16 protein-coding genes and 2 tRNA genes are annotated in these 21,740 nt (G+C 59.6%); 6 read left to right on the forward strand and 12 right to left on the reverse strand.

Annotation, left to right across the window (positions count from 1 at the left end; all coding sequences use genetic code 11):
- Positions 1 to 909: 909 nt before the first annotated feature.
- The 8 genes from ACIOWL_RS01435 to ACIOWL_RS01470 form a co-directional block, all read right to left on the reverse strand.
- Positions 910 to 1,287: a cupin domain-containing protein gene (locus tag ACIOWL_RS01435; RefSeq protein WP_400380751.1), complete on the reverse strand. Its 378-nt coding sequence runs from the start codon at positions 1,285 to 1,287 to the stop codon at positions 910 to 912.
- Positions 1,288 to 1,316: 29 nt separating this feature from the next.
- Positions 1,317 to 1,499: a hypothetical protein gene (locus ACIOWL_RS01440; protein ID WP_400380754.1), complete on the reverse strand. Its 183-nt coding sequence runs from the start codon at positions 1,497 to 1,499 to the stop codon at positions 1,317 to 1,319.
- Complete coding sequence (locus tag ACIOWL_RS01445) at positions 1,499 to 2,953, reverse strand: aldehyde dehydrogenase (NADP(+)) (RefSeq protein ID WP_400380756.1); 1,455 nt, start codon at positions 2,951 to 2,953, stop codon at positions 1,499 to 1,501. Before ACIOWL_RS01445 ends, ACIOWL_RS01440 begins: the two co-directional genes overlap by 1 nt.
- Positions 2,954 to 2,965: 12 nt before the next feature.
- Positions 2,966 to 3,754: a 2-keto-4-pentenoate hydratase gene (locus ACIOWL_RS01450; RefSeq protein ID WP_400380758.1), complete on the reverse strand. Its 789-nt coding sequence runs from the start codon at positions 3,752 to 3,754 to the stop codon at positions 2,966 to 2,968.
- A gap of 84 nt (positions 3,755 to 3,838) precedes the next feature.
- Positions 3,839 to 4,264: an ester cyclase gene (locus ACIOWL_RS01455; RefSeq protein WP_400380760.1), complete on the reverse strand. Its 426-nt coding sequence runs from the start codon at positions 4,262 to 4,264 to the stop codon at positions 3,839 to 3,841.
- Between the two features lie 6 nt (positions 4,265 to 4,270).
- On the reverse strand, positions 4,271 to 4,807 hold the full coding sequence (locus ACIOWL_RS01460; protein WP_400380763.1) for a flavin reductase family protein: 537 nt from the start codon (positions 4,805 to 4,807) through the stop codon (positions 4,271 to 4,273).
- A gap of 11 nt (positions 4,808 to 4,818) precedes the next feature.
- Positions 4,819 to 6,204: an LLM class flavin-dependent oxidoreductase gene (locus ACIOWL_RS01465; RefSeq protein WP_400380766.1), complete on the reverse strand. Its 1,386-nt coding sequence runs from the start codon at positions 6,202 to 6,204 to the stop codon at positions 4,819 to 4,821.
- A gap of 1,193 nt (positions 6,205 to 7,397) precedes the next feature.
- A complete protein-coding gene (locus ACIOWL_RS01470) occupies positions 7,398 to 8,894 on the reverse strand; it encodes an MFS transporter (RefSeq protein WP_400380769.1) in 1,497 nt (498 codons plus the stop codon).
- A gap of 148 nt (positions 8,895 to 9,042) precedes the next feature.
- Between ACIOWL_RS01470 and ACIOWL_RS01475 the strand changes: the two genes are divergently transcribed.
- The gene (locus ACIOWL_RS01475) at positions 9,043 to 10,446 is read left to right on the forward strand and encodes a PucR family transcriptional regulator (protein ID WP_400380772.1); all 1,404 of its coding nucleotides are present in this window, start codon (positions 9,043 to 9,045) and stop codon (positions 10,444 to 10,446) included.
- 348 nt (positions 10,447 to 10,794) lie between these two features.
- On the opposite strand, the gene ACIOWL_RS01480 is transcribed toward ACIOWL_RS01475, so the two are convergent.
- On the reverse strand, positions 10,795 to 11,559 hold the full coding sequence (locus tag ACIOWL_RS01480) for an HNH endonuclease family protein (protein ID WP_400380775.1): 765 nt from the start codon (positions 11,557 to 11,559) through the stop codon (positions 10,795 to 10,797).
- A gap of 88 nt (positions 11,560 to 11,647) precedes the next feature.
- Positions 11,648 to 11,890: a hypothetical protein gene (locus ACIOWL_RS01485; RefSeq protein WP_400380776.1), complete on the reverse strand. Its 243-nt coding sequence runs from the start codon at positions 11,888 to 11,890 to the stop codon at positions 11,648 to 11,650.
- 447 nt (positions 11,891 to 12,337) lie between these two features.
- On the opposite strand from ACIOWL_RS01485, the gene ACIOWL_RS01490 reads away from it, so the two are divergent.
- On the forward strand, positions 12,338 to 12,754 hold the full coding sequence (locus tag ACIOWL_RS01490) for a riboflavin kinase (RefSeq protein WP_400380779.1): 417 nt from the start codon (positions 12,338 to 12,340) through the stop codon (positions 12,752 to 12,754).
- Between the two features lie 100 nt (positions 12,755 to 12,854).
- Here ACIOWL_RS01490 and ACIOWL_RS01495 read toward each other — a convergent pair.
- Both ACIOWL_RS01495 and ACIOWL_RS01500 read right to left on the reverse strand, forming a co-directional pair.
- A tRNA-Lys gene (locus ACIOWL_RS01495) sits at positions 12,855 to 12,927 on the reverse strand.
- Positions 12,928 to 12,975: 48 nt separating this feature from the next.
- Positions 12,976 to 13,048: transfer RNA gene (locus ACIOWL_RS01500), tRNA-Lys, on the reverse strand.
- A gap of 173 nt (positions 13,049 to 13,221) precedes the next feature.
- Here ACIOWL_RS01500 and ACIOWL_RS01505 point away from each other — a divergent pair.
- The 4 genes from ACIOWL_RS01505 to ACIOWL_RS01520 all read left to right on the forward strand — a co-directional run bounded on the left by ACIOWL_RS01505 (position 13,222) and on the right by ACIOWL_RS01520 (position 21,471).
- Complete coding sequence (locus tag ACIOWL_RS01505) at positions 13,222 to 14,154, forward strand: 2-hydroxyacid dehydrogenase (protein WP_400380782.1); 933 nt, start codon at positions 13,222 to 13,224, stop codon at positions 14,152 to 14,154.
- 175 nt (positions 14,155 to 14,329) lie between these two features.
- Positions 14,330 to 16,186, forward strand: a complete 1,857-nt coding sequence (locus tag ACIOWL_RS01510) for an ABC transporter substrate-binding protein (RefSeq protein WP_400380784.1) — start codon at positions 14,330 to 14,332, stop codon at positions 16,184 to 16,186.
- An 87-nt stretch (positions 16,187 to 16,273) separates the two neighbouring features.
- Positions 16,274 to 17,779: a malate:quinone oxidoreductase gene (locus ACIOWL_RS01515; RefSeq protein WP_400380787.1), complete on the forward strand. Its 1,506-nt coding sequence runs from the start codon at positions 16,274 to 16,276 to the stop codon at positions 17,777 to 17,779.
- Between the two features lie 251 nt (positions 17,780 to 18,030).
- The gene (locus ACIOWL_RS01520; protein ID WP_400380790.1) at positions 18,031 to 21,471 is read left to right on the forward strand and encodes an efflux RND transporter permease subunit; all 3,441 of its coding nucleotides are present in this window, start codon (positions 18,031 to 18,033) and stop codon (positions 21,469 to 21,471) included.
- The last annotated feature ends 269 nt before the right edge of the window (positions 21,472 to 21,740 follow it).

Here is a 21,740-nt window from a genome sequence, read left to right on the forward strand (position 1 = left end):
ACCCAGGACGAATCGGTGCGCAGTTGCCGCGTTGACACAAGTCCTCAAAATTGGACTCCAAGAGGCCATGGCGACCGCTTCGCCCAGAGCAAATCTCAGAATTCGCTCAGTTAAACGACGTGACGTTGGCTGGAGCATCTGCGGTTCGTTGAATCCTTAGAACCTCACTGGTCTCACGCACGGTGATGATTCCATCGCCTCGCAGATCAAGAAGGAACCCCGCCTTTGCGCCAACCTCAAGACGGAGAATTTTAAGGACAGAAATCGGCTCGTTGTCTCGACGCAGCGCAGTAGATAGATCAGCGTGGCTAGCTTCCGGTGTCACGGCTCGCGGCAGTCTGCGAAGAGTGCTCCGCTCAGCCACAATGAGCTCATACAGTGATCCCGTTGCGGTGGTGATTTCATAAACGCCTGCTGCCAAGTGGACATCCATGGCACCAAGGATAGCGGCGTTAACCGACACAACTCATCCTGTGCAGCGCTCCCCTATTGGTCTTTAGCCGACCGCTCTTTACCCGACCCGGCTGTTCCATGCCGGTTGGGTGCCCCAGGCAGATCAGTTTCCATGCTTGAAGGCACTGCTTTATGCACAAAGGTAATTACCCTCCGCTCAGGGCCAAAGCCACGGCCACCGCAAGAGAGCTGATGGAAGAGGTTGCACTGAACAGCAGGGCGAACGCTGCTCACCTCTGGGCCTATTGTTGAAAACAGATCCGCACGCTGATGGCGGCGCACACCGATGCGGCGGGCTGCCACCGGGGTTGGGAACTTGACCAAAAAATTTGTTCAGAATAACGCCGAGCCCAGCATCGCATCAGTCACCGCTTGGATCTGCCCTCCAGACTGATCATTGCCTCTTAAATAGATCAAGCCCGCTCCTTTGGGGAGCGGGCAAGATCTACAACGCCATTACACGCTCAGCGTGATGTACTGCTTCTTGAACTGCTCGTGGATTTCCCACACGCCGGACCAGCCGTTGGGAATCAACACCATGTCACCAACCGCGTGGTCAACACGCTCACCGGTATCGGCCACCAGCGTGCCCGATCCTTCAAGAACCAAGATGACTTCATTGACCCCGTTGCGGGCGGTTTTAAAGGTCCCCGGCGAACAGGCCCAAAAACCGATGTCGACGGTGCCTGCGTTCAAGGTAATCGCATTGTCGGTGGCATCCGAGGGCGTGGTGCCATTCAGGGCCGTGGGTTTCAGCACCAGGTCGGCCAGCAGTGCGGTGCCAACCGAACTCAGAATCTGAACCTGCGGCATGGTGCTGGTCTCAGCGCTCATGGGGTGTTCCTTTCGTTGCGGCGTGGAAGCTAGCCGCCCTTGGAGATAAAAAACATGCAGCTTTTGGCCAGGGACTTGCTCAGTCCGGCCTTCTGGGCGATCACCTTGGGGTCGTTTCCCACCCGCTCGCCCTGACGTTCAAGCACGGTGCTGACCCGCTGCACCGCCCACGCGGGCGGCGCAGTGCGGGCCGGTGCAGCCGCCACACTCATCAGGCCACAGGTTTGCCGTCGACCAAACGAGGGTTCGACAGCGGGTTGGCATCCTGCAGTTCTGCCGGAAGCAGGTGCTGCGGGAAGTTCTGGAACGATACCGGACGGATGAAGCGGGCAATTGCCGCGGTTCCAACGGAGGTTGAACCGGCCGCAGTGGTTGCCGGGTACGGGCCGCCATGCTGCTGCGCGTAGGTCACCGAGACCCCGGTGGGCCACTGGTTCCACAACACACGGCCGGCCTTGCCCGCCGCGATGCGCACCAGCTCGGCGACATCGTCGTCATCTTGCGCCTGCAAGGTGGCGGTGAGCTGGCCTTCAAAGGTCTTGGCCGCCTGGACCAGTTGCGCCTCGTCGTCGTATTCAACCACCATGGCGGTCGGTCCGAAGCATTCGGTCTGCAGTGCCGACGGATCGGCCAGCAGGTCTTCGACTCCGGTCACCAGCAAGGTGGGAGATGGAGGATCGGCCAGCGGGTCCGAGCCCTGGACCAGGACCTCGGTTGCCGCATGTCCCGAGAGCTGCTGCAGCACCTCAAGGTAGCCGGCCTGGATACGGTCGTTGAGCAGTTTGGCGCCGTTGGGCAGCGCCGCGGAAGCGAGCGCCTCACGCATACCCGAACCGCGTGGGATGAACAGCGTGCCTGGTTTGGTGCAGAACTGGCCCGCGCCCATGGTGAAGGAGGCGACGAACTCCGCTGCGATGCTCTCGCCACGCAGCGCGGCGGCCTGTCTGGTGACAAAAACCGGGTTGTTGCTGCCCAGCTCGCCGTAGAACGGGATGGGCTCCTCGCGGGAAGTCGCCAGGTTGAACAGGGCGCGTCCGCCAGGGATGGACCCGGTGAATCCGGAGCCCTTGACCCGGGGATCAAGCAGCGCGGTTTTCCCCGCTTCGGTTCCGTACACAACGTGGAAAAGGCCTTCCGGCGCTCCGGCCTCAGCCAACGCGCGGGTCACCACTTCACCGGTTGCCCGGGACAGTTCCAGGTGGCCCGAGTGCGCCTTGACGATCACCGGGTTGCCGCCGGCCAGCGCCGAGGCGGTGTCGCCGCCGGCTACCGAAAACGCAAACGGGAAGTTGGAGGCGGAGAAGACCAGGATCGGCCCCAATGGGATGTGGGTGCGGCGCAGATCCGGGCGCGGGGCGCCCATGGGCCATTCAGCATCCGCGTGATCGATGCGGGCGTCGTACCAGGTGCCGTCGCGCAGGACCTGGCCGAATAGGCGCAGCTGGAAGGTGGTGCGCTTCAGCTCGCCGGTCAGCCGGGCTTCGGGCAGGTTGGTTTCGGCCATTGCGATCGGCACCAGTTCACCGGAGGCCGCATCCAAGGCGTCGGCGACGACGTCCAACACGTCGGCCCGCACCCCGGCCGGGGTTGCCGACCAGGCAGCAAAGGCCGCATCGGCGGCGCCGAGGTAGGTTTCAATCTGCTGCGCGGTGGTGTTTTCAACCATGGTTTCCATCCTTTATACGGCGGCGGTGTAGTCGAAGGAGATCTCGCCCCAGCCTTCAAAACGGCCGGTGATCGAGGTGCCCGGAATCATTTTCTCGGCAGCCAGGCAGCTGCCAGGCAGGATGAACTGCCCCGCTTTCAGGCCCACGCCGTAGGCGGAGATGCGGCGGACCAGCCAGGCGATGGCGCCAATGGGGTTGCCGTAGACGGCGTTGGTGTTGCCCCGGGCTACTTCCCGGCCGTCGTATTCGATCACGCCGGCGGTATCGGCCAGGTTCACTTCGCTGAGCTTGCGGGGCTGCCCGCCGATCAGGATTCCACCGATCGACCCGTTGTCGGCCAGGGTGTCAAAGAGGCTGATGTTCCAGTTCTTGACCCGCGAATCAATGATTTCCAAGGACGGAACCACAAAGTCGGTCGCGGCGATCACGTCGGCGGCGTTGACATGTTTCCCATACAGGTCTTTTTTCAGGACAAAACCCGGTTCCAGCTCGATAAAGGGTTCAATGAACTCGGACTCGCTGATGGCAAGGTTCTCCGGGTAGAACTGGCTGGCCAGGATATAACCGTAGTCCGGCTCATCCACACCGAATTTGTCCTGCATGGCCTTGGCGATGTTGCCCAGCTTGAAGCCGGCCACCGCGTCGCCGTCTTCAATCGCACGGCGGACCAATTCCTGCTGCACCCTGAAGGCATCTTCGGTGGTTGGCCCCATCTCATCGGTGATCAGCTGGTCTACCGGGGTGCCGGTGGACTTGGCCTCGATGAGCCGCTGCGCGGTGTGGGCAATATTGATTGGCATGTTAATCCTTAAAGAGTTTCTGGTTCAAGACCGCCGCCGGTGGTGCAGGGTTCTGGGCCCTGCACCACCGGCGTGCCGGCCGGGCTACTTCTTGCGGCGGGTATCGCCGAGGTGGACGATGCTCATGGCGGAGAGCATCTCGCGCGGATCCCACACGACGTCTTCGTCGGTGATCTTCCCGTCCTTGACCCGGATGAATGAGGCACCGGTGACGATGACCTCGCGGCCGGTTGGCGGAACACCCATGTATTCGCCGGTGTGGCGACCGATGCTGCGCCAGTAGATGGCAACCTCGGTTTCGCCCTCCACCGCACGCAGGATGTCCATGTGGTAGTCGCTGAAGGCGTTGTGCTGGGAGTTGATCTGATCGATCACTTCATCCAGGGTTTCCTGGCCGGATTTGGACTGACGGGTGTAGTTCTCGGCGACCAGGCCGGTGAAGGCTTCGACCTCGCCGTTGCCCCAGGCACGCTGCCAGGCATCGAGGATGGAGTTGCACAGTGCAGACATGGCGGGTTAACCCTTCTTCTCTGGGTTGGCCGGTGCTGGCCACAGGTTGAAATCACCGAACTTGCCGCCTCTGAAGAGCAGCGCTTCGGCGTCGGAGGAGCTCATGGAATCCACGCCGCCCACGATCATGTAGTGGTCTCCGGCGACAACCTCGGAGAGCACCTCGCAGTCGATGGTCGCGGTGGTTCCGGTGATGTGCGGGGTGCCGTGCTCGCCGATTTCATAATCGATGTCGGCAAACTTGTCTTCGCCCTTGCGGGCCAAGGCACGGCAGACCGGAAGCTGCTCGGTGGACAGGATGTTGGCGGTGAACCGGCCCAATGAGCGCAGCTGCGGCCAGGTGCTGGAGCCCTTGTCCACGCAGAAGGTCACCAGGGGCGGATCCAGCGAGAGGGACATGAAGGTTCCGACCACCAGGCCCATCGGCTTGCCGTCGGCGGTCATCCCGGTGATGGCGGTGACGCCGGTGGGGAGGGAGCCGAAAATCTTGCGGTATTCGGCTGGATCGATATCCGGAGTTTCCGGAGTGACGATGATTGACATGGTGTGTGCTCCTAACGGACTTCGCTGGTCTGCTTGCGGTAGGTGGAACCCGGGTGGTCCTCGGGCAGGCGGGCAACACCTTCTCCGAACAGGTGCTCGCGCAGGGTCGAGCCGGTGAAGCTGGTGCGCATGACCCCGCGCTGCTGCAGCTCGGGAACCACAAAATCGATGAAGTCCTTGATGTCTTGGAACTTCAGTGCGTTGGCGACGTTGAAGCCGGTGACACCGGTTTCTTCCATCCAGGAAATCAGTTCATCGGCCACGGTCTGCGGGCCGCCCACGATCACCGGGGAGGTGCCGCCGATGCCGGTGTAGGCCGCGATATCACGCGGGGTCCATTCCTTTTCCGAGTCGACCTTCTGGAAGAAGGTCAGCATCGTGGCGGTGCCCTTGGCCTCAACATCCTTCAGCGGCTTGTCCGGGTCAAAGGTGGACATATCCAGTCCGGTCCAGCCCGAGTACCGTGCCATGGCTCCGTCATAGGAGACCAGATCCAGGTACTCCTGGTACTTGGCCTGCGCCTCTTCATCCGTGGCGGCGGAGATGACGGTGATCATCTGCAAGGTGGCAATGTGTTCCGGGTCGCGGCCGAATTCCACGGCCTTCTCACGCAGTGCATCAACCTGCTTCTTCAAGGTTGGCTTGTCGATGGCGTTCATGAATACCGCTTCGGCGGTTTTTGCGGCCAGTTCCACACCGCGCGGCGAGCCGCCAGCCTGGAAGATCACCGGGGTGCGCTGCGCGGATGGCTCACACTGGTGGATGCCCGGGACCGAGAAGTGGGTGCCTTCGTAGTTAATGTCGTGGACCTTGCTCGGGTCGACATACACACCGTTTTCCTTGTCGACAACTACCGCGTCGTCCTCCCAGGAGCCTTCCCACAGCCGGGTGGACACCTCGATGAATTCCTCAGCTCGGTTGTAGCGATCGGCGTGAGCGGCAACCTGCTCCTGGTTGGCCAGGTTGCGGGCGGCGGCGGTCGAATAGGAGGTCACAACATTCCAGCCGATACGGCCGTCGGTGAGGTGATCCAACGTGGAGAACTTCCGAGCCAGCTTGTACGGCATGTCATAAGCGGTGGAGGAGGTGACACCAAAACCGAGGTTCTCGGTCACCGCGGCCATGGCCGGGATCAGGTAGGCCGGGTCGTTGGTCGGGATCTGCGCGGCGTCCTTGAGGGAATCAGCGACGGAACCGCGGTAGTTCTCGTGGTAGCCGTCGTTGTCGGCGAAGAAGATGCCGTCGAAGTTGGCACTTTCAAGCAGCTTTGCGTACTCGGTCCAGAACTTCAGGTTCTTGTACTCGTGACCGCGGTCTTTCGGGTGGCGCCAGGTGCCAGCCGACAGGTGAGCTGGACCGTTGAAATCGAATGCGAAAACGCGCATCTGCTTAGCCATGCCAATTTCCTTAGGACTATCGTTCACTAGGTGAACTATGTGTTTATTTAGTGATCACAGCATATGGTGTTTCAAGCCACAGCGTCAAGCCGAAAATGAAATTTGTATCACTAGGGCGTGGATTGCACGTCACACCACTGAAAAATGGCCAGATCAGGCGCCTGCATCGCAGCCGAATGGGCACGCAGAAGTTGGCGGGGCAGTCCAACGTATCGCCTCGCAACCGGCGTATTCACCCCGCCGGCTAATCATCAATTGCTGCACCGTGGCCGCAGAGACGGTACGTTGGCTCCAGTAGTTTTCCTGGAAGTACTCGCGCAGTAATTAGTTCAGCGGCCAAGCCGTAACACCGGCGCGCAGCAGGGGTCTGAGCGACCTGCGGCGTCAGGGTACGCAGTGCCGGATCAGGCCAGCTTTTCCGCTCAGAAACAGGCGCTCCGAATGCCATCGTGGGCGCGGCCGATCACGTGCCGAGGCCAATGCGGGAAAGCACGGCAGATCACTCGAAACCTGGAGACAGACCGCATGGAAAACGAATTTTCTCGGGGCCGAATCTGGCTCAATTGCACTATTTGAGCCAGCGTCCAAGGAAGTGCGCAGCCACCGAAAACCAACAAGTTGCCCCTTCCGCCCGAATGGCCGGCTGTCTAACGACGCAGCATGCATGACGTCGGTGAGACTCCCCCGGCATTGTGACCCCAGATAAACGAAAGCGCCTTGGACAATCGGGAACCTGTGACGCACATCCGCAAATCACCGCACCTAACTGTGCGACCGGGTGGGGCTACGACGCGTTGCGGCACACACCCCGCAGCGACAAGCAATCCAAGGCAGCATCGCCCTGAACAGGCTTGCGGAATCCCGCCGCACCGAGCCACGGCAGATCTGCCTGTTCGACACGAAGCGGATGTGACCGCGAGCGGCCAATGCTGGCGGCAACTCACAGGCATAAGGCTCGAATCGCCAGATCCAGAACCTGGTTCTAAGAGTTCAACTAGGTGTTCCCGCCCATACTTGAATGATGCGCTTCGTGTGCACATAAAAATGCTCCCCAAAAGTTTTTGACTTTTACAGTCCAACTTTTGGGGAGCACTTCAATGGCCCGAGGCGGTTCTGTTTTTACCGGTTCCCAAAACTCTCGCCAGCCCCTTGCCTGAAGCACCCGAGAGTATTGGGAAATCGCTGCAACCTAACTATTTACCCGCAGAGAGCGGGGCCAGCAGCATGGTGCTGGTATCCAGATTGTCGTCCCGGTCCTGGCCCTTGCACAGGGCGACCGCTTCCTCGTAGCTCTCCACCACGGGAACCGATCCAAGCAACGGCTTGCGAGCGGTTTCCTTCATGAAGAAGGTCGCAGCCAATGCCACCACGGAGAAGAACATCACGTACATGGCCGGCGAGTATGAATTGCCGGTCGCACCCAACAGGGCCTGCGCCACCAGAGGAGTGGTTCCGCCGAAGATCGAGATAGCGATGTTGTGGGTAAAACCAACACCGGTGTACCGCGACGCGGTCGGGAACAACTCGCACATAAAACAAGCTGTCAGTGACAAGAACGCCGCCGAAGGAATCATGATCAGCGTCAGCGCCAGGTACAACGCACCGAGGGTTCCGGACTGCATGATGATAAAGGCCGGGAAGAGCAGCAGGATGTTGCCGATGGTCGCGATCCGGTACACCAGTCGCCGGCCATACCTGTCGGCCACAATGGCGAACAGCGGGATCAGGATCGCCTGGATGACAAGCACCAGCACGGAGGCCATTGCGGTATGAGCCGCGGCGACACCGGCATTCGTTTCCAGATAGGTCGGAATGTAGCTCGTCAAGGTATAGGACGCGGTGCCGTCCGCGGCAATCATGGCGATGCCGATCAGGATCTGCGGCCAGTACATCCGGATGACCTTGGCCAGCGAGTGGCGGACAAAAATTGAATCAGGGTTGCCCTTGTCCGGGATCTCGTGGACGGCCTCGAAAGCCGGCGACTCCGGAAGGCGGCTGCGCAGGGCTACCGCGATAATTCCCAGCGGCAAGGCGATCAGGAACGGAATACGCCAACCGCCGTTGACCATGGCGTCGGGTCCGAAGTTGGCTTCGGTGATAAAGGTGGTGGCGGCAACCACGCCGGCACCCACGGCGAATCCGAGCATCGCACCCGAGTTCAGCAGGGAGGTCATGAACGCGCGCTTCTTATCCGGAGAGAACTCGGCGATGTAGGTCGAAGCCCCGGAGTATTCACCGCCGGTGGAGAAGCCCTGGGCCATCTTCAGCAAGTACAGCGGGATGATGACCCACAGGCCCACGGTGCTTGAACTCGGCAAGCAGCCGATCAGCGTAGTGGCCACGGCCATCAGCATGATGGTGAAGAACATGACCTTCTTGCGGCCAATCCTATCCCCCAGCGGACCTAAGACCATGCCGCCAATGGGACGCACAACAAAAGAGATCGCAAATCCGAAGAGGGTGACCAGCAGGCCCCAGGTCTCATCCATGCCAGAGGTGAAGACCTTGGTCATGGTCACCGCCAGGTAGCCGTAGACTCCGATGTCGTACCACTCGATAAAGTTGCCGACACCGGCACCGATCTGAGCTTGGCGCAGGGCCTTGGGATCGGCAACTACACAATCCTCGGGCCGCAGCCGGCGAGTGGTTTTCGGCAGAACCAGGTCCTGCCGTGAAGTAGCTTCAGACATTGCTACCCCTCCTTGAAGTATGAAAGTTCAATCGGCCCCGTTGCCCTAGAACTCGTCTCGTTGTGAAATAGAGTACAAACAAGATGTGACTTGAAATACTGTAATACATGATGAATTTGAAGCAACTTTTATCATCTATGATGAAGCCATGACTTCAGCGGTGACCGTACGGGACCTGACACTTGATCCAAGCCTTGAAACCAGTGTGCTGGCAGGTGCCGCAGGTTTGGGCAGGGTATTGGACTGGGCCCAAACCAGCGAAATGCCAGATCCCTGGACCTGGCTCGGTGAAGGCGAGTTGCTGATGACCATGGGGATTACCTTCCCCGCGCACCCCACCGAACAGTGTCGTTACATCAGCAAACTCAACGCCGCCGGGGTCGCAGCAGTTACTTTCGGCGCGGATGGGATGCAACCACCCCTGACGCCCGAGATGCTCGCCGAGGCGGATCGACTGTCCTTCCCGATCCTGATGACCGGGGAAAATACACCGTTTGTTGTCATCGCACGATTGGTGGCAGCGGCCAACGGCAACCAACAGTCGCGCAGCATCCTGGCCCTCTCCCGGATTTACCAGGTCGCCGGGGCGCAGGAGCCGGAACAACGCCGCGCCGGGCAATGGGTCAAGGAACTTTTTAATATCGATGCCGCCGTGGTGGATACCGAGACCGGCTGCGTCGTCATCGGAAACCATATCGCCTCCCAACCGCACCTCCGCGCACACACCCTGAGCACCATTCGGCCGGCGACCCTGCAGATTTCCCGAGGCGCGGATCTGGACTCGCTCTCCTTGGTCCACCTCAAGCAGGTACTCACCGTGGACGCGAATGCCGTGCTTCAAGAAGCCCTGACCGCTATCGCCAACGGCGAAGCGGCCATCACCGCTCAGCGGCGACGCCAAGACTTCGCCACACGGTCGATTGCCCAACAATCTGCGTTGCCCAACGGGACCTACCGTGTACTTGCCTCGCAAGACAAAGATCATCAGCGGCTGGTTCTAGGCTTAGCCCTCTCCCGTGTGCAGCCTTTCTCGCGAAAAATGAACGGTGCGACATTAACGATGGTCACCACCGGGAATCTTGGTTTGGCCGAAAGAATCTATCGGGAACTCGGTGTTGCAGCTGGCCTGTCCTCCGAACACCTGGACCTTGCAGACCTCACCGGGGCGGCTTCCGAGGCCGTCAACGCGCTGGATGCCGGACTCAAATCCGGCTCAACCTGGTCTGAATTTCAGGGAGAAAGGGTGTCGCTGCTGGCGCGATCTCGCTCAGAAGCCATGGAGATTATTCGTTCGGTGCTTGGTCCGCTCAGAGAAACCAAGGAATCGATCTCAGTCTTGCGGGACTCGTTGTTCCTGCTGCTAGACAACGATCTCAACTGGCAACTAACCGCGCAGCAACTTGGAATTCACCGGCAAACCCTGGCCTATCGTATTCGACGCGCCGAAGAGCTCACCGGGCATCGGTTGAAGGTTGTTGGAGATCTCGCAGAACTCTGGTTGGCCCGCCAAGCCTGGAGCATGATGGACGGTGGCGGTACGGCAAAACTCTGATGATCGATGGATTCACCCAGGCATCCTAGTGGCAGGACCCATGCAACCGCGCAGTTTCAGCGATTAAGTTCATCGTTAACTGGTGAAAGATGAACCTCTTGCACAGGATGACACATAGACATCAGCGAGTCGGCAATCGTTCGCCTAGGGGGCCGAACAATCCCAGCCGTGGCGACGTTTAATCTCAGACAATCACATTTGGACTACCTGAGTCCGCTACCCGGTCAGTGGAGCCACACCATCGGATACATGGACTAGTTAGCCAAACAAGCGACACCGAATCAGAGGCATAAGCAGGTACCCAAAGAAACACTTAATCGTGCCCATTATGCACCGATCTCCAACTTTCTAAGCCCTCCAGCGCAGCCGGTCTTCGGTGTCAGAGGCCTTGCAGGTATATGGCTTGCCATTCTTTTTTCCAGTGCCCGTGGCGCCAGCGTCGGAACAGAACGCACCCGGGTGAACCAGCTGGGTGGCAGCAGGTTCTTTGGCGGCCGTATCAACCTTCTTTTCTTCCGCAGGAGCTTCGGTCTTGGCCTTACTTTGACCAGCTGGCTTGATCGGGGTGACCTCAGCGGCAAGTTGCGCAGGGCAGGTATCGAGCACCTTGGCCATGGCGGCCTTCTCCGGAGCGGTGACCGACAACGCGTATTTGTGCTTCACGCTGATCTGGGTAGCCACATACTGGCATCGGAAAGCCTTGTTCGGCGGGAGCCACTCGGCGGCATTCTCATCCCCCTTGGCACGGTTTGCCGAAGCATCCGAAGCGATCAGGTTCAGCGGGTCGTTCGCCACAGCCACACGCTGATCTTGGGAGAGTTGCTGACCTCCTGAAATCCAGACATTCCCCAAGGCCACCGCATGGTCGATATCAACGGATCCGGCTTTCACCTTCCAGTTGATCGACTTGCCGGTATACAGGTCGTTCAAAGTGCCAGAGGCAACAGTGCACTGAAGTGAATCCTTGTACACCACGTTTGTCATATCGCGTGTGAGAATGTCTTGGCGAGCATCACATTTGTTGCCATCCGGGTCTTTCCACCCGTTGCCAAATTTGTCGTTGCGATCATAACCGGTCATCGGGGCCTTGCCCTTGACTGCCAGCTGGGACAAAACCGTGGACGCCTTCGGCCCCTCAAGCGCGGCGCCAACCTGGCTGGTTGATTGGTGACTGCCGCTCGCGCTGGGACCACGCGTTTCCTCAGTCGGCGAGAGCTGCTTGCTCCCCTCCGGGCCGGCGGACGGTGTGGCAGTAGCGTGTCGGTGCCACGGTCGGTGTTGCAACCCGATCGGACGCTGCCGGTGCGGATTCAGAACTCGAGTCGACGACCGTGGCGTCAGCCGGGGCTGCTAGGTCGCCAACCGCCGCCGAGGTGCACCCACTCAACGCAAGGGTCACGATTGCCAACAGGGACAGGGCTTTGGATGTGCGGAAGATCTTCATTCCTCAGATGCGTGCGGGTCGTTGCCATAGATTGCCGCCAGGCAAGCGCAAGGGGCAATCCTTGACGATGTTATCTGAAGAACAGGTCAGTTGACGCATTGGCAATTGTCCGTTTCTTCCAAGTCGGCGCATCATTTCCGAGGACGCTCGTTGCCCCCGCTGGTATCGAGTAATAGCGCACAAGCTGTCGATGTCACCGTCAGCAGAATTTGTTTTGCCACTCAAGCACCGGTTCCACTTGTTGGCATAGCCGAGCAGCACCGCCTCTCGACGACCAGGCCCATACGATCGATCACTCGTTCACGACAGCGCCAACTTCAGAATCTTTCAGACAGTTACCTCAAGCACTTGACACTGTGAGTTAGCACTCACTACCATAATGATCACTAGCTAATCATAGTGTTCATTCAATGAACATGATGATACGGACCAATGGAGGGCTGAAGCATGATCGAAATTCTTAACGGCACAGTAGAACACGGTGACGCTCGTGGACGCCTGATCGGCTTCCCCACCGCCAACCTTCCGATTAACGGCAAGGACAATTTGGATGGAGTGTGGGCTGGTCACGCCGTCGTCGATGGCGTACGCCGCGCAGCCACCATCTCCATTGGACGCCGCCCAACCTATTACCCTGACATGGCCTACCGCCTGGTTGAGGTTCACATTCTCGATTTCCACGGAGACCTCTACGACAAGGAAATGAGCGTCGAACTGACAACCTTCATCCGCGGACAGCAGAGGTTCGCCAACTCGCCGGAACTGATCGCCAAAATCGTGGACGATGTACGAGTAACCCGCGAACTCACCCAAACGACAGATGGTTTCGTCAATCTTCCCTGGATCGGCCTGGTTGCAATCTAAGCACAGGAACAAGGAAGTCCTCCCGGGGTGGCGCACGCCGCCGCCCGGGAGGATTTTCCGTTAAACAGAAAAGGCCAGACCGAAGCCTGACCTTGTTTTGTGCGCCCCCCGGGACTTGAACCCGGAACCTAATGATTAAGAGTCATTTGCTCTGCCAATTGAGCTAGAGGCGCGTATTAATTTATTCAAACAATGAGCCGGCATGCCGAACATATTGCTCGTGCGCCCCCCGGGACTTGAACCCGGAACCTAATGATTAAGAGTCATTTGCTCTGCCAATTGAGCTAGAGGCGCCCGCTGCGATGTTCTAGAAGCTTTTTGGGCTTCGCGCTTTCGCAACGAGATAAAACTCTACCAGCTTTTGAGCTTCGCGCAAATTCGATAGCCACTTTTCTGCGGTGAGCTACATTACAGGAGATGACTAGGTGTTACTACCACCCCACCGGCTGACTTTGTAGAGTGAATTCATGACTACCCAACGTACGGTTTCCTTTCCCTCGCAAGACCTACTTGATGCAGTGGGCGAACTTCCCGCAAATCTGAAACCCGTCATTTGGGACCTCGAAACCGATCCGGATTCACCACTGGAAGATATCGACATCACGATCTTCCCGTACATGGCTGATTCGGCGGTGCTGACAAATATCCGTAAGGCACCCAACGTTTCGGTGATACAAACGCAAACCACCGGCTATGACGGAATTGTTGATTTGATTGGCGACCGAGCCAAAATCCACACCGCCGCCGGGGTGCACGCCGCCGCGACAGCGGAAATCGCCTTGGGATTGGCCATCGCCTCGCTGCGCGGATTCCCGGGTGCAGTCCGAGATCAGCTTGAGGGGAGCTGGAATTCGCAGCGTTGGCCGGGGTTGGCCGACCGTACCGTGGGCCTCATTGGCGTCGGAGGCATTGGCGAAGAAATCCGTAAACGGTTGGATCCGTTCGAGGTCAACCTGCTGCGTTTTGGCTCTTCGGCCCGCGTTGATGAGCACGGAGAGATTTTCAGCATCAAGCAGTTAAACCAGTACGCCGAGCAGATCGAAGTGCTGATACTGATTGTTCCGCTCACGGCTACAACCCACCATTTAGTTGATGCCGAGCTCATGGCCAAACTTCCGGACGGGGCAACCATCGTCAACGTGGCCCGCGGACCGGTCGTGGACACCGATGCGCTGGTTGCCGAGGTCACCAGCGGCCGGCTCAATGTTGCCTCGGATGTTTTTGATCCAGAACCGCTACCAGCCGATCACCCGCTATGGACGTGCCCCAACGCTTTAATCACCCCACATAACGGCGGCAACACCGAAGCCTTTTTCCCCCGCATGGTCAAGCTGCTCAAACGCCAGCTGCAGGCTTGGTCCGAAGGGCAGGACGCCGAGAATCTGGTGCATACTCCCTAAACACGCAACGCAGTTAACGTTTTGATCTCATTGGTGGCATCCACGGCAGGTTCACCGGGTGCCACCAGTTCCTTGCGCTATCTTTGATAGATATCCCTGTGTGCCCCAACCTTTTTGGGTGCCGGCCCAACGTCGGTACACCACACCTCGGGAATCACTTGAGCCACGAAGAAAGTTGAGCCGCAAAGTGCCCAAAAAGCCGCAGAACCTCGTCTCGCGACGCGCATTGCTGACTGGCACCCTGGCGGGCACAGCCTTGGCCCTCACCGCTTGCACCACGTCACCCAGGAATGCCGCGTCAGCCTCTCCCACGGCCTCCCCGTCAGCGACCGAGGTGCCGCGCACCCTGCGGCTGGCCGCGCCAGCTCCCCCCTCCGGGCTAGATCCCGCGATCACCGGGGACAATGAATCCTTCCGTGTCTCACGCCAAATTTACGAAACCCTGGTTTCCATCGATGCGAACACCGGCAGCCCCATTGCGGGCCTGGCCGAATCGTGGACCCAGTCCCAGGACGGACTGACCTACACCTTCACCCTGCGTCAGGGAGTGAAATTCCACGACGGCACCGAGATGGACGCCGAGTCCGTGGTGGCCAACTTCAACCGTTGGGCCACCCTGCCTACGGCATTATCAAATGATTCCAGCCAGGGCTTCACCGATGTTTTCCACCACACGGAAAACATCCCCACCCTCCCCACGGAAAAAGACCTGCAGCTGAACCTTGACGACGGTCAAGAGGCGACCGAACGTGATGTGGCCGCCCAGCAGCAGCGTCTGGAACAGCTTGCGGCTCTCACACCGGTTTTCGAGCAGGATCTCTTCACCGGGAAAACGACCGCCGGCAGTGCCAGCTACTTCGGCTCGGTCGCCGCGACCAGCAAATACCTGGTGACCCTAACCCTGCGTCGCCGCTTGCCCTCCCTCATCGATGCCCTGTCATTGCCGGGAATGGCCATTGCCGCGCCCTCGGCGTTGACCGGCGGTCCCGCCTCCAACCCCGCGCAATCCCTCATGAAAACACCCATGGGTACCGGGCCGTACCGTTTTGTCTCCCACAAGGATCACAACGTCCGCTTGGAAATTTTCGACGATTATTGGAACCGGGGACGCCTCGACGCCAATACAAATCACCCCCAGGTGGCAATAATCTCCTCTGTTCCCTCGCCGTACAACCGTGAGAATGCCATGAGTGCGGATGAAATCGACGGTTTCGACCTGGTTTCGGTTGACATCATGCGGGACTTGGTCCGCAGCGCCAAACTGGTGGTTCAACGAGACCCGTTCTCCGTGTTGTACCTGGGCATGGATCACCGCAACAAGTGGTTGGCCAAACGCGAGTTCCGCCAGGCCATCGCGTATGCGGTCGATACCGGTCAGCTAGCGAGCAAACTTTTCATCCAGGGCACCAAGTCCGCGGCAAGCATCCTCCCGCCGGCGCTGTCGGTTCCCGAACCCGAGGCCCGGTACAACCACGACCAGAATGCCGCGCAAAAACTTCTGGAGCAGGTGGGATACGCGGGCGAGGAGATCGAGTTTGCCTACCCGTTACGCGTCTCACGCAATTACCTTCCATTACCGGAACGTGTTTTCGCTCAACTGAGCGAAGATTTGGCCAAGGTCGGCATTCGGGTTCGCCCGCGCCCCATCGCCTGGACCGACGGCTACGTAGACACGGTGCGTTCTGATGATTTCACCGGGCTGCACCTGCTGGGCTACTCGGGTGGTTACCGCAGCGAAGATGACTTCCTTTCGGGAATACTGTCCAACAAGGCTCATGAGTTCGGCTACAGTTCAGCGTTACTTGACTCACAAATTCTTGCAGCCCGTTCGCTGGATCCGGGTGAAGCCCGCACCGCCGCCTACGCGTCAATTCTGCAAACCCTGAACTTCGACCTGCCGCTGCTTCCGCTGGTATTCCCCATTTCGGCACTGGCTTTCAACCCCAACGTCAGCTTCTATCCGTCCTCCCCGATGCTCAACGAGTGTTACGCGGATATTCAAATGAGCAATTCGCCGGCGGTCTCAAGTTAGCCACCGCTGGCCCCGTCATGCCAGTTAAGGATTTCTAACCGGCGGGTATATAGGTCTACTCTGGGTTAGAGCAAAGTATCACTGTCGATGGAGATCCTCGTGCCTTCTGAAACGTCAACCGAATCATTTGACGTAGTACTAATTGGAGCCGGCGTCATGAGTGCCACGCTGGGCACCCTGATCAACCAGCTGGAGCCAACCTGGTCTATCGGTCTTTTCGAAAACCTGGACAAGGCCGGGCTGGAGTCTTCCTCCCCGTGGAACAATGCAGGCACCGGCCACTCGGCCCTGTGCGAGCTGAACTACACCGCCGCCAGCGCCGACGGATCCGTTGATCCGTCCAAGGCCATTGGCATCAACGAGCAGTTCCAGATCTCCCGCCAGTTTTACTCCTGGGCCGTTGAGAACAAGCGTGTTGCCGACAACAGCTTCATCAACGCGTTGCCTCACATGTCGTTTGTGATCGGCGAGGACCACTCCAAATACTTGCAGACCCGCTACGAGGCGCTGAAGCCGAACACCCTGTTCGACGAACTCGAAATCACCAACGACCTGGACACCATCAACGAATGGACCCCGTTGGTCGCCAAGGGCCGCAACGGTTCGCAGAAGGTCGCAGCATCGCGTGTCACCTCGGGAACCGACGTTGACTTTGGCCGCCTCACCGCGGACCTGACCAACTCGCTGGGTTCGGCTGGTGCCTCGATCAACTTCGGCCATAAGGTCAAAACCATCAAGCGCGAGGGCGCAGGCTGGCAGTTGACCGTCAAGGACAAGGCCACCGGCGCGGTGAAAACCGTTAATGCCAAGTTCGTTTTCGTCGGCGCCGGCGGCGGTGCCTTGCCGCTGCTGCAGAAGTCCGGCATCGAGGAAATCAAGGGCTTCGGCGGCTTCCCGGTTTCCGGTCAGTTCCTGCGTTGCACCGATGATTCGATCATCGACCAGCACCATGCAAAGGTTTATGGCCAGGCCTCCGTGGGCGCCCCGCCAATGTCGGTACCGCACCTGGATACCCGTTTTGTCGACGGCAAACGTTCGCTGATGTTCGGTCCCTACGCCGGCTTCTCCATGAACTTCCTGAAGTCCACCGGACAGCTTGACCTGCCGTTGTCGCTGCGCCTGCACAACATCATCCCGATGCTTGCCGTGGCCAAGGACAACATGGACCTGACCACCTACCTGATCAAGGAAGTGCTCAAGTCCCGCGTCAAGAAGGATCTCTCGCTCACCGAGTACTTCCCGGAGGCCGACGGCTCCAAGTGGGAACTGATCAGCGCCGGACAGCGTGTCCAGGTGATCAAGAAGGATGCCAAGAAGGGCGGCGTGCTGCAGTTCGGCACCGAGGTCATCACCTCCTCCGACGGCACGATCTCCGGCCTGCTGGGCGCCTCCCCTGGCGCGTCGACCGCGACCCCGATCATGATCGGCCTGCTTTCGCGCTGCTTCCCGAAGCAGTTCTCCAGCTGGGAGTCGAAGCTGAAGGATATTGTTCCTTCCTACGGCCAGAAGCTCAATGACAACCCGGCGCTCTACGCCGAGGTCAAGGCGGCAACCGACAAGTCCCTGGGCTTGAGCGAAGCACTGAACAGCTAAAACACTTTTGGCGGTCCACCGGTATCGGTGGGCCGCTTCTGTGTTTTGAGCACCTTTCAGGTCCTGGTAGTCATCCAACAGGTATTTGCGGCCGCACAACGCGCCTGGAGGCTCAACGTCGCGCTGAAGTATCAGCCAAACGGATGATCTTTGCTCCAATCACCATCAGATTTTTCTGTTGTCCCGGTTCAACCAACTAAAGTTGAAGCTGAGTCTATGTACATCCTTCGACACCGCTAGGACCGCACCACATGCAGCGCTTGGCCATCTTGTCATTAAAGAACCGGGCGTTGATCGCCCTGGTCTCAATATTTATTGCCGTTTTCGGCGTCTACTCCATGAGCTCGCTCAAACAAGAGCTCATCCCCTCCATGGAGTTCCCGCAGATAGCCGTGATCGCCACCCAAAGCGGCGCCAGCCCCGAGGTGGTGAACGAACAGGTCGCCGCACCGCTGGAAACCGCCATGCAAGCGGTGGAAAATCTGGAGACCTCCACCGCCACGTCCTCCTCGGGTCTCGCGCAGATCTCGCTGACCTTCGAATACGGCACCGATATGGACCGCGCCCGCTCCCAGGTGGAACGCGCGATCTCCAACGCGAAGCCTTCCCTGCCCGAGGGAGTTGAGCCCAGCGCCATCGCCGGGTCCATTGCCGATCTGCCGGTAATCCAGCTCGCCGTCGGTTCCGATGTTTCGCTGGAAGAACTCAATGACGATGTCACACGCATTGTTTTGCCCAAGATCCAGAAGATCGACGGCGTGCGCGAAGCCTCGGTCTCCGGAGGAGCCGGACAACATATTTCGATCATCCCGGATCAGGCCAAACTGGCCGCTGCCGGCTTGAGCACCGCAGACATCTCCGAGGGAATCGATAACGCCGGGGCCGCGACGCCCGTGGGCACCCTGGACACCGATGGGCTGACGTTGCCGGTCATTGCCGGTTCGGCCCCCGACTCGCTGGATGCAGTGAAAAACATCCCGCTGGTCTCTGAGAACGGCCCGGTATTGCTCAAGGATGTTGCCAAGGTGTCGGTCCAGGCCGATGAAGCCACCAGCATCACCCGGACCAACGGCGCAGACTCGTTGTCCATTTCCGTGACCAAAACCCCGGATGGGGACACCGTGGCGATCTCCACGGCAGTGAACGACATGATCGGTGAACTGCAGGACGAACTGGGCAACGGTGCGGTCATTACCAACATCTTCGACCAGGCGCCGTTCATCACCGAATCGATCGAGCACCTGGCCCTTGAGGGCGCGCTGGGCTTGGGCTTCGCGGTACTGGTGATCCTAGTCTTCCTGTTCTCATTGCGTTCGACCTTGGTCACCGCAATCTCCATCCCGCTGTCTTTGATGGTGACATTCATCGGCATGTACGCCGGCGGATACACCCTGAACATGCTGACCCTGGGTGCACTGACCATCTCCATTGGCCGTGTGGTGGATGACTCGATTGTGGTCATTGAAAATATCAAACGCCACCTGTCCCACGGCGAGTCCAAGAGCCAGGCAATTTTGCTTGCCGTGCGCGAGGTGGCGGGGGCCATCACCGCCGCGACGCTCACTACCGTGGCGGTGTTTTTGCCGGTGGCGCTGGTCGGCGGCATGGCCGGCGAGCTGTTCCGCCCGTTCGCGCTGACCATGACCATCGCCCTGCTGGCCTCGCTGGTGGTCTCACTGACCATCGTTCCGGTGCTGGCGTATTGGTTCCTGCCGCACCGCCCGGGTACCGGCAAGGCGCATACCGTGCACCTGGCCGAGGACAAGTCCTGGCTGCAGCGTGTCTACACCCCGGCGCTGCGCAGCACCCAGCGCCATCCGGTCATCACCCTGGTCGCCTCGGTGATCATCTTGGGTGCAACCGTGGCCATGACCCCGTTGCTGAAGGTCAACTTGCTGGGTTCCACCGGGGAAAACTCGCTGTCCATCACCCAGAGCATGCCTTCGGGCACCTCCATGGCGCGCACCCTTGACGAGGCGGAGAAGATCGACGCCGCCTTGCAAGATATCGACGGTGTCACCGATGTGCAGATGACCATCGGCACCGGTTCAGGCATGGCGGCATTGTTTGCCTCCGGGTCGGATACCGCGACCTTCACGGTCATCACCGACGCAGATGCCGACCAGGAGGCCCTGGGCGAAACCGTACGCACGCAGGTCGAGTCATTGGACCTTGCCGAGGGTACCGAGGTCAGCGTTGGCTCCGGGTCTTCTGCCATGATGTCTTCGGATGTCACCGTTCAGATCAAGGCCCCGAATCAGGACCTGCTGACCGAGGCCACCGAGACCATGCGCGCGGCGCTGAACGACACCCCTGACGTCTCGGAGATCAGCGACAACCTCTCCGCGATGCGCGAGCAGGTGACCGTGGATATCGACGCGGACAAGGCCGCCGAGGCCGGATTCACCGAGACACAACTTTCCGGCCTCGTCGCCTCGCAGATCTCTCCGCTGCCCGCCGGGACCCTGCGCCTGGAATACACCGATCTGTCGGTGCTCATTGGTGAAGGCATGGACTTGAACTCCCTGGACGAGTTGAAGACCCTGCCGATTCCAACCGCGACCGGCATGGTGGAATTGCAGGACTTGGCCACGGTCGAACGCACCGAAGTGGTCCAGCAGGTCACCACATCCAACGGTGAGCGCATCGCCACGGTCACCCTCACCCCCGCCGGTGACGACCTGGGCACGGTCTCCCGCTCGGTGAATGAAACCCTGGCAACCGTTGCGCTGCCCCAGGGAGCGACCGCAGAGATTGGCGGCGCGGCCACCGAGCAGACCGAGTCCTTCAACCAGCTGTACTTGGCGCTCTTGGCTGCCGTGGCAATCGTCTACGTGATCATGGTGGCGACCTTCAAATCATTGGTCCAGCCGCTGGTGCTGCTGGTCTCCATCCCGTTTGCCGCCACCGGCGCGATTGGCCTGTTGCTGGTTTCCGGCATTCCGCTGGGTCTGCCGTCCCTGATCGGTATGCTGATGCTGGTCGGCATCGTGGTGACCAACGCGATTGTGCTGATCGACTTGATCAACCAGTATCGCCAAGACACCCCGGAGCGGGCGGCCATGCCGCTGGAGCAGGCAATTATGCAGGGTGCCGGCCAGCGTTTGCGCCCAATCCTGATGACCGCGTTGGCCACCATCTTCGCACTGCTACCCATGGGCTTGGGCCTGACCGGCCAGTCGGGCTTCATTTCCCAGCCGCTGGCCGTGGTGGTCATTGGCGGCCTGGTTTCCTCCACGCTGCTGACCCTGGTGCTGGTACCAGTGCTCTACCGGCTGGTTGAATCCAGCAAGGAAAAGCGTGCCGCCCGCCGCGCCTCGCGTCGACATTCGCGAGTTGCGCAGACCGACGCGCAGGATCTGGCGCTGGCCATGGACGGTGCCACCGCAGCGATCCGCCGGCCCAGTGCCCCCGCGGAGGATTCGGCGAAGGCAGAAGCGAAAAACCCGAAACAAAAACCACGCAAGGTGACCCGGTCCGATGTACCCAAGGGTCGGGACGCCGGTGCCAAGTCTTCGGAAAACACGCCTGAACAGGATGCCAAGCCGGCTCCGAAGTCGGCGGCAGAAGCGGCCAGCGAGTCTTCGCGAATCGTTAATCCGGCGACCGGCCAATTGCCGATCTCACGCAAGGAGCGTAAAAAGTTCGAGCAAATGCTCAACCCCGAGGAAAACGCGTCGGATAAGGACTAAGCGCTAACTAATACGGTGGGCCCCACGGTGTATGCAGCCACGCTGCAGAAACCACTGTGGGGCCCATCGTTGTATGCCGGGAGCACTCAGAAGCTCCCACACGGTGATAAGTACTAGAACAGCGATAGCGTGATGCGCCGAGGTATCTATATCGCTGACCAAGACGGTTCTACTCGGAGTATGGGGAACGGAAAACCTCCGCGGTTGCCAGGGGGTGAGATAACCATGTTTGAGGGAAGTCCGACGTGATGACGAATAGCTCGGTTTCC

The organism is Glutamicibacter sp. NPDC087344 (assembly GCF_044744225.1).
In the GTDB taxonomy this organism is placed as follows: Bacteria; Actinomycetota; Actinomycetes; order Actinomycetales; family Micrococcaceae; genus Glutamicibacter.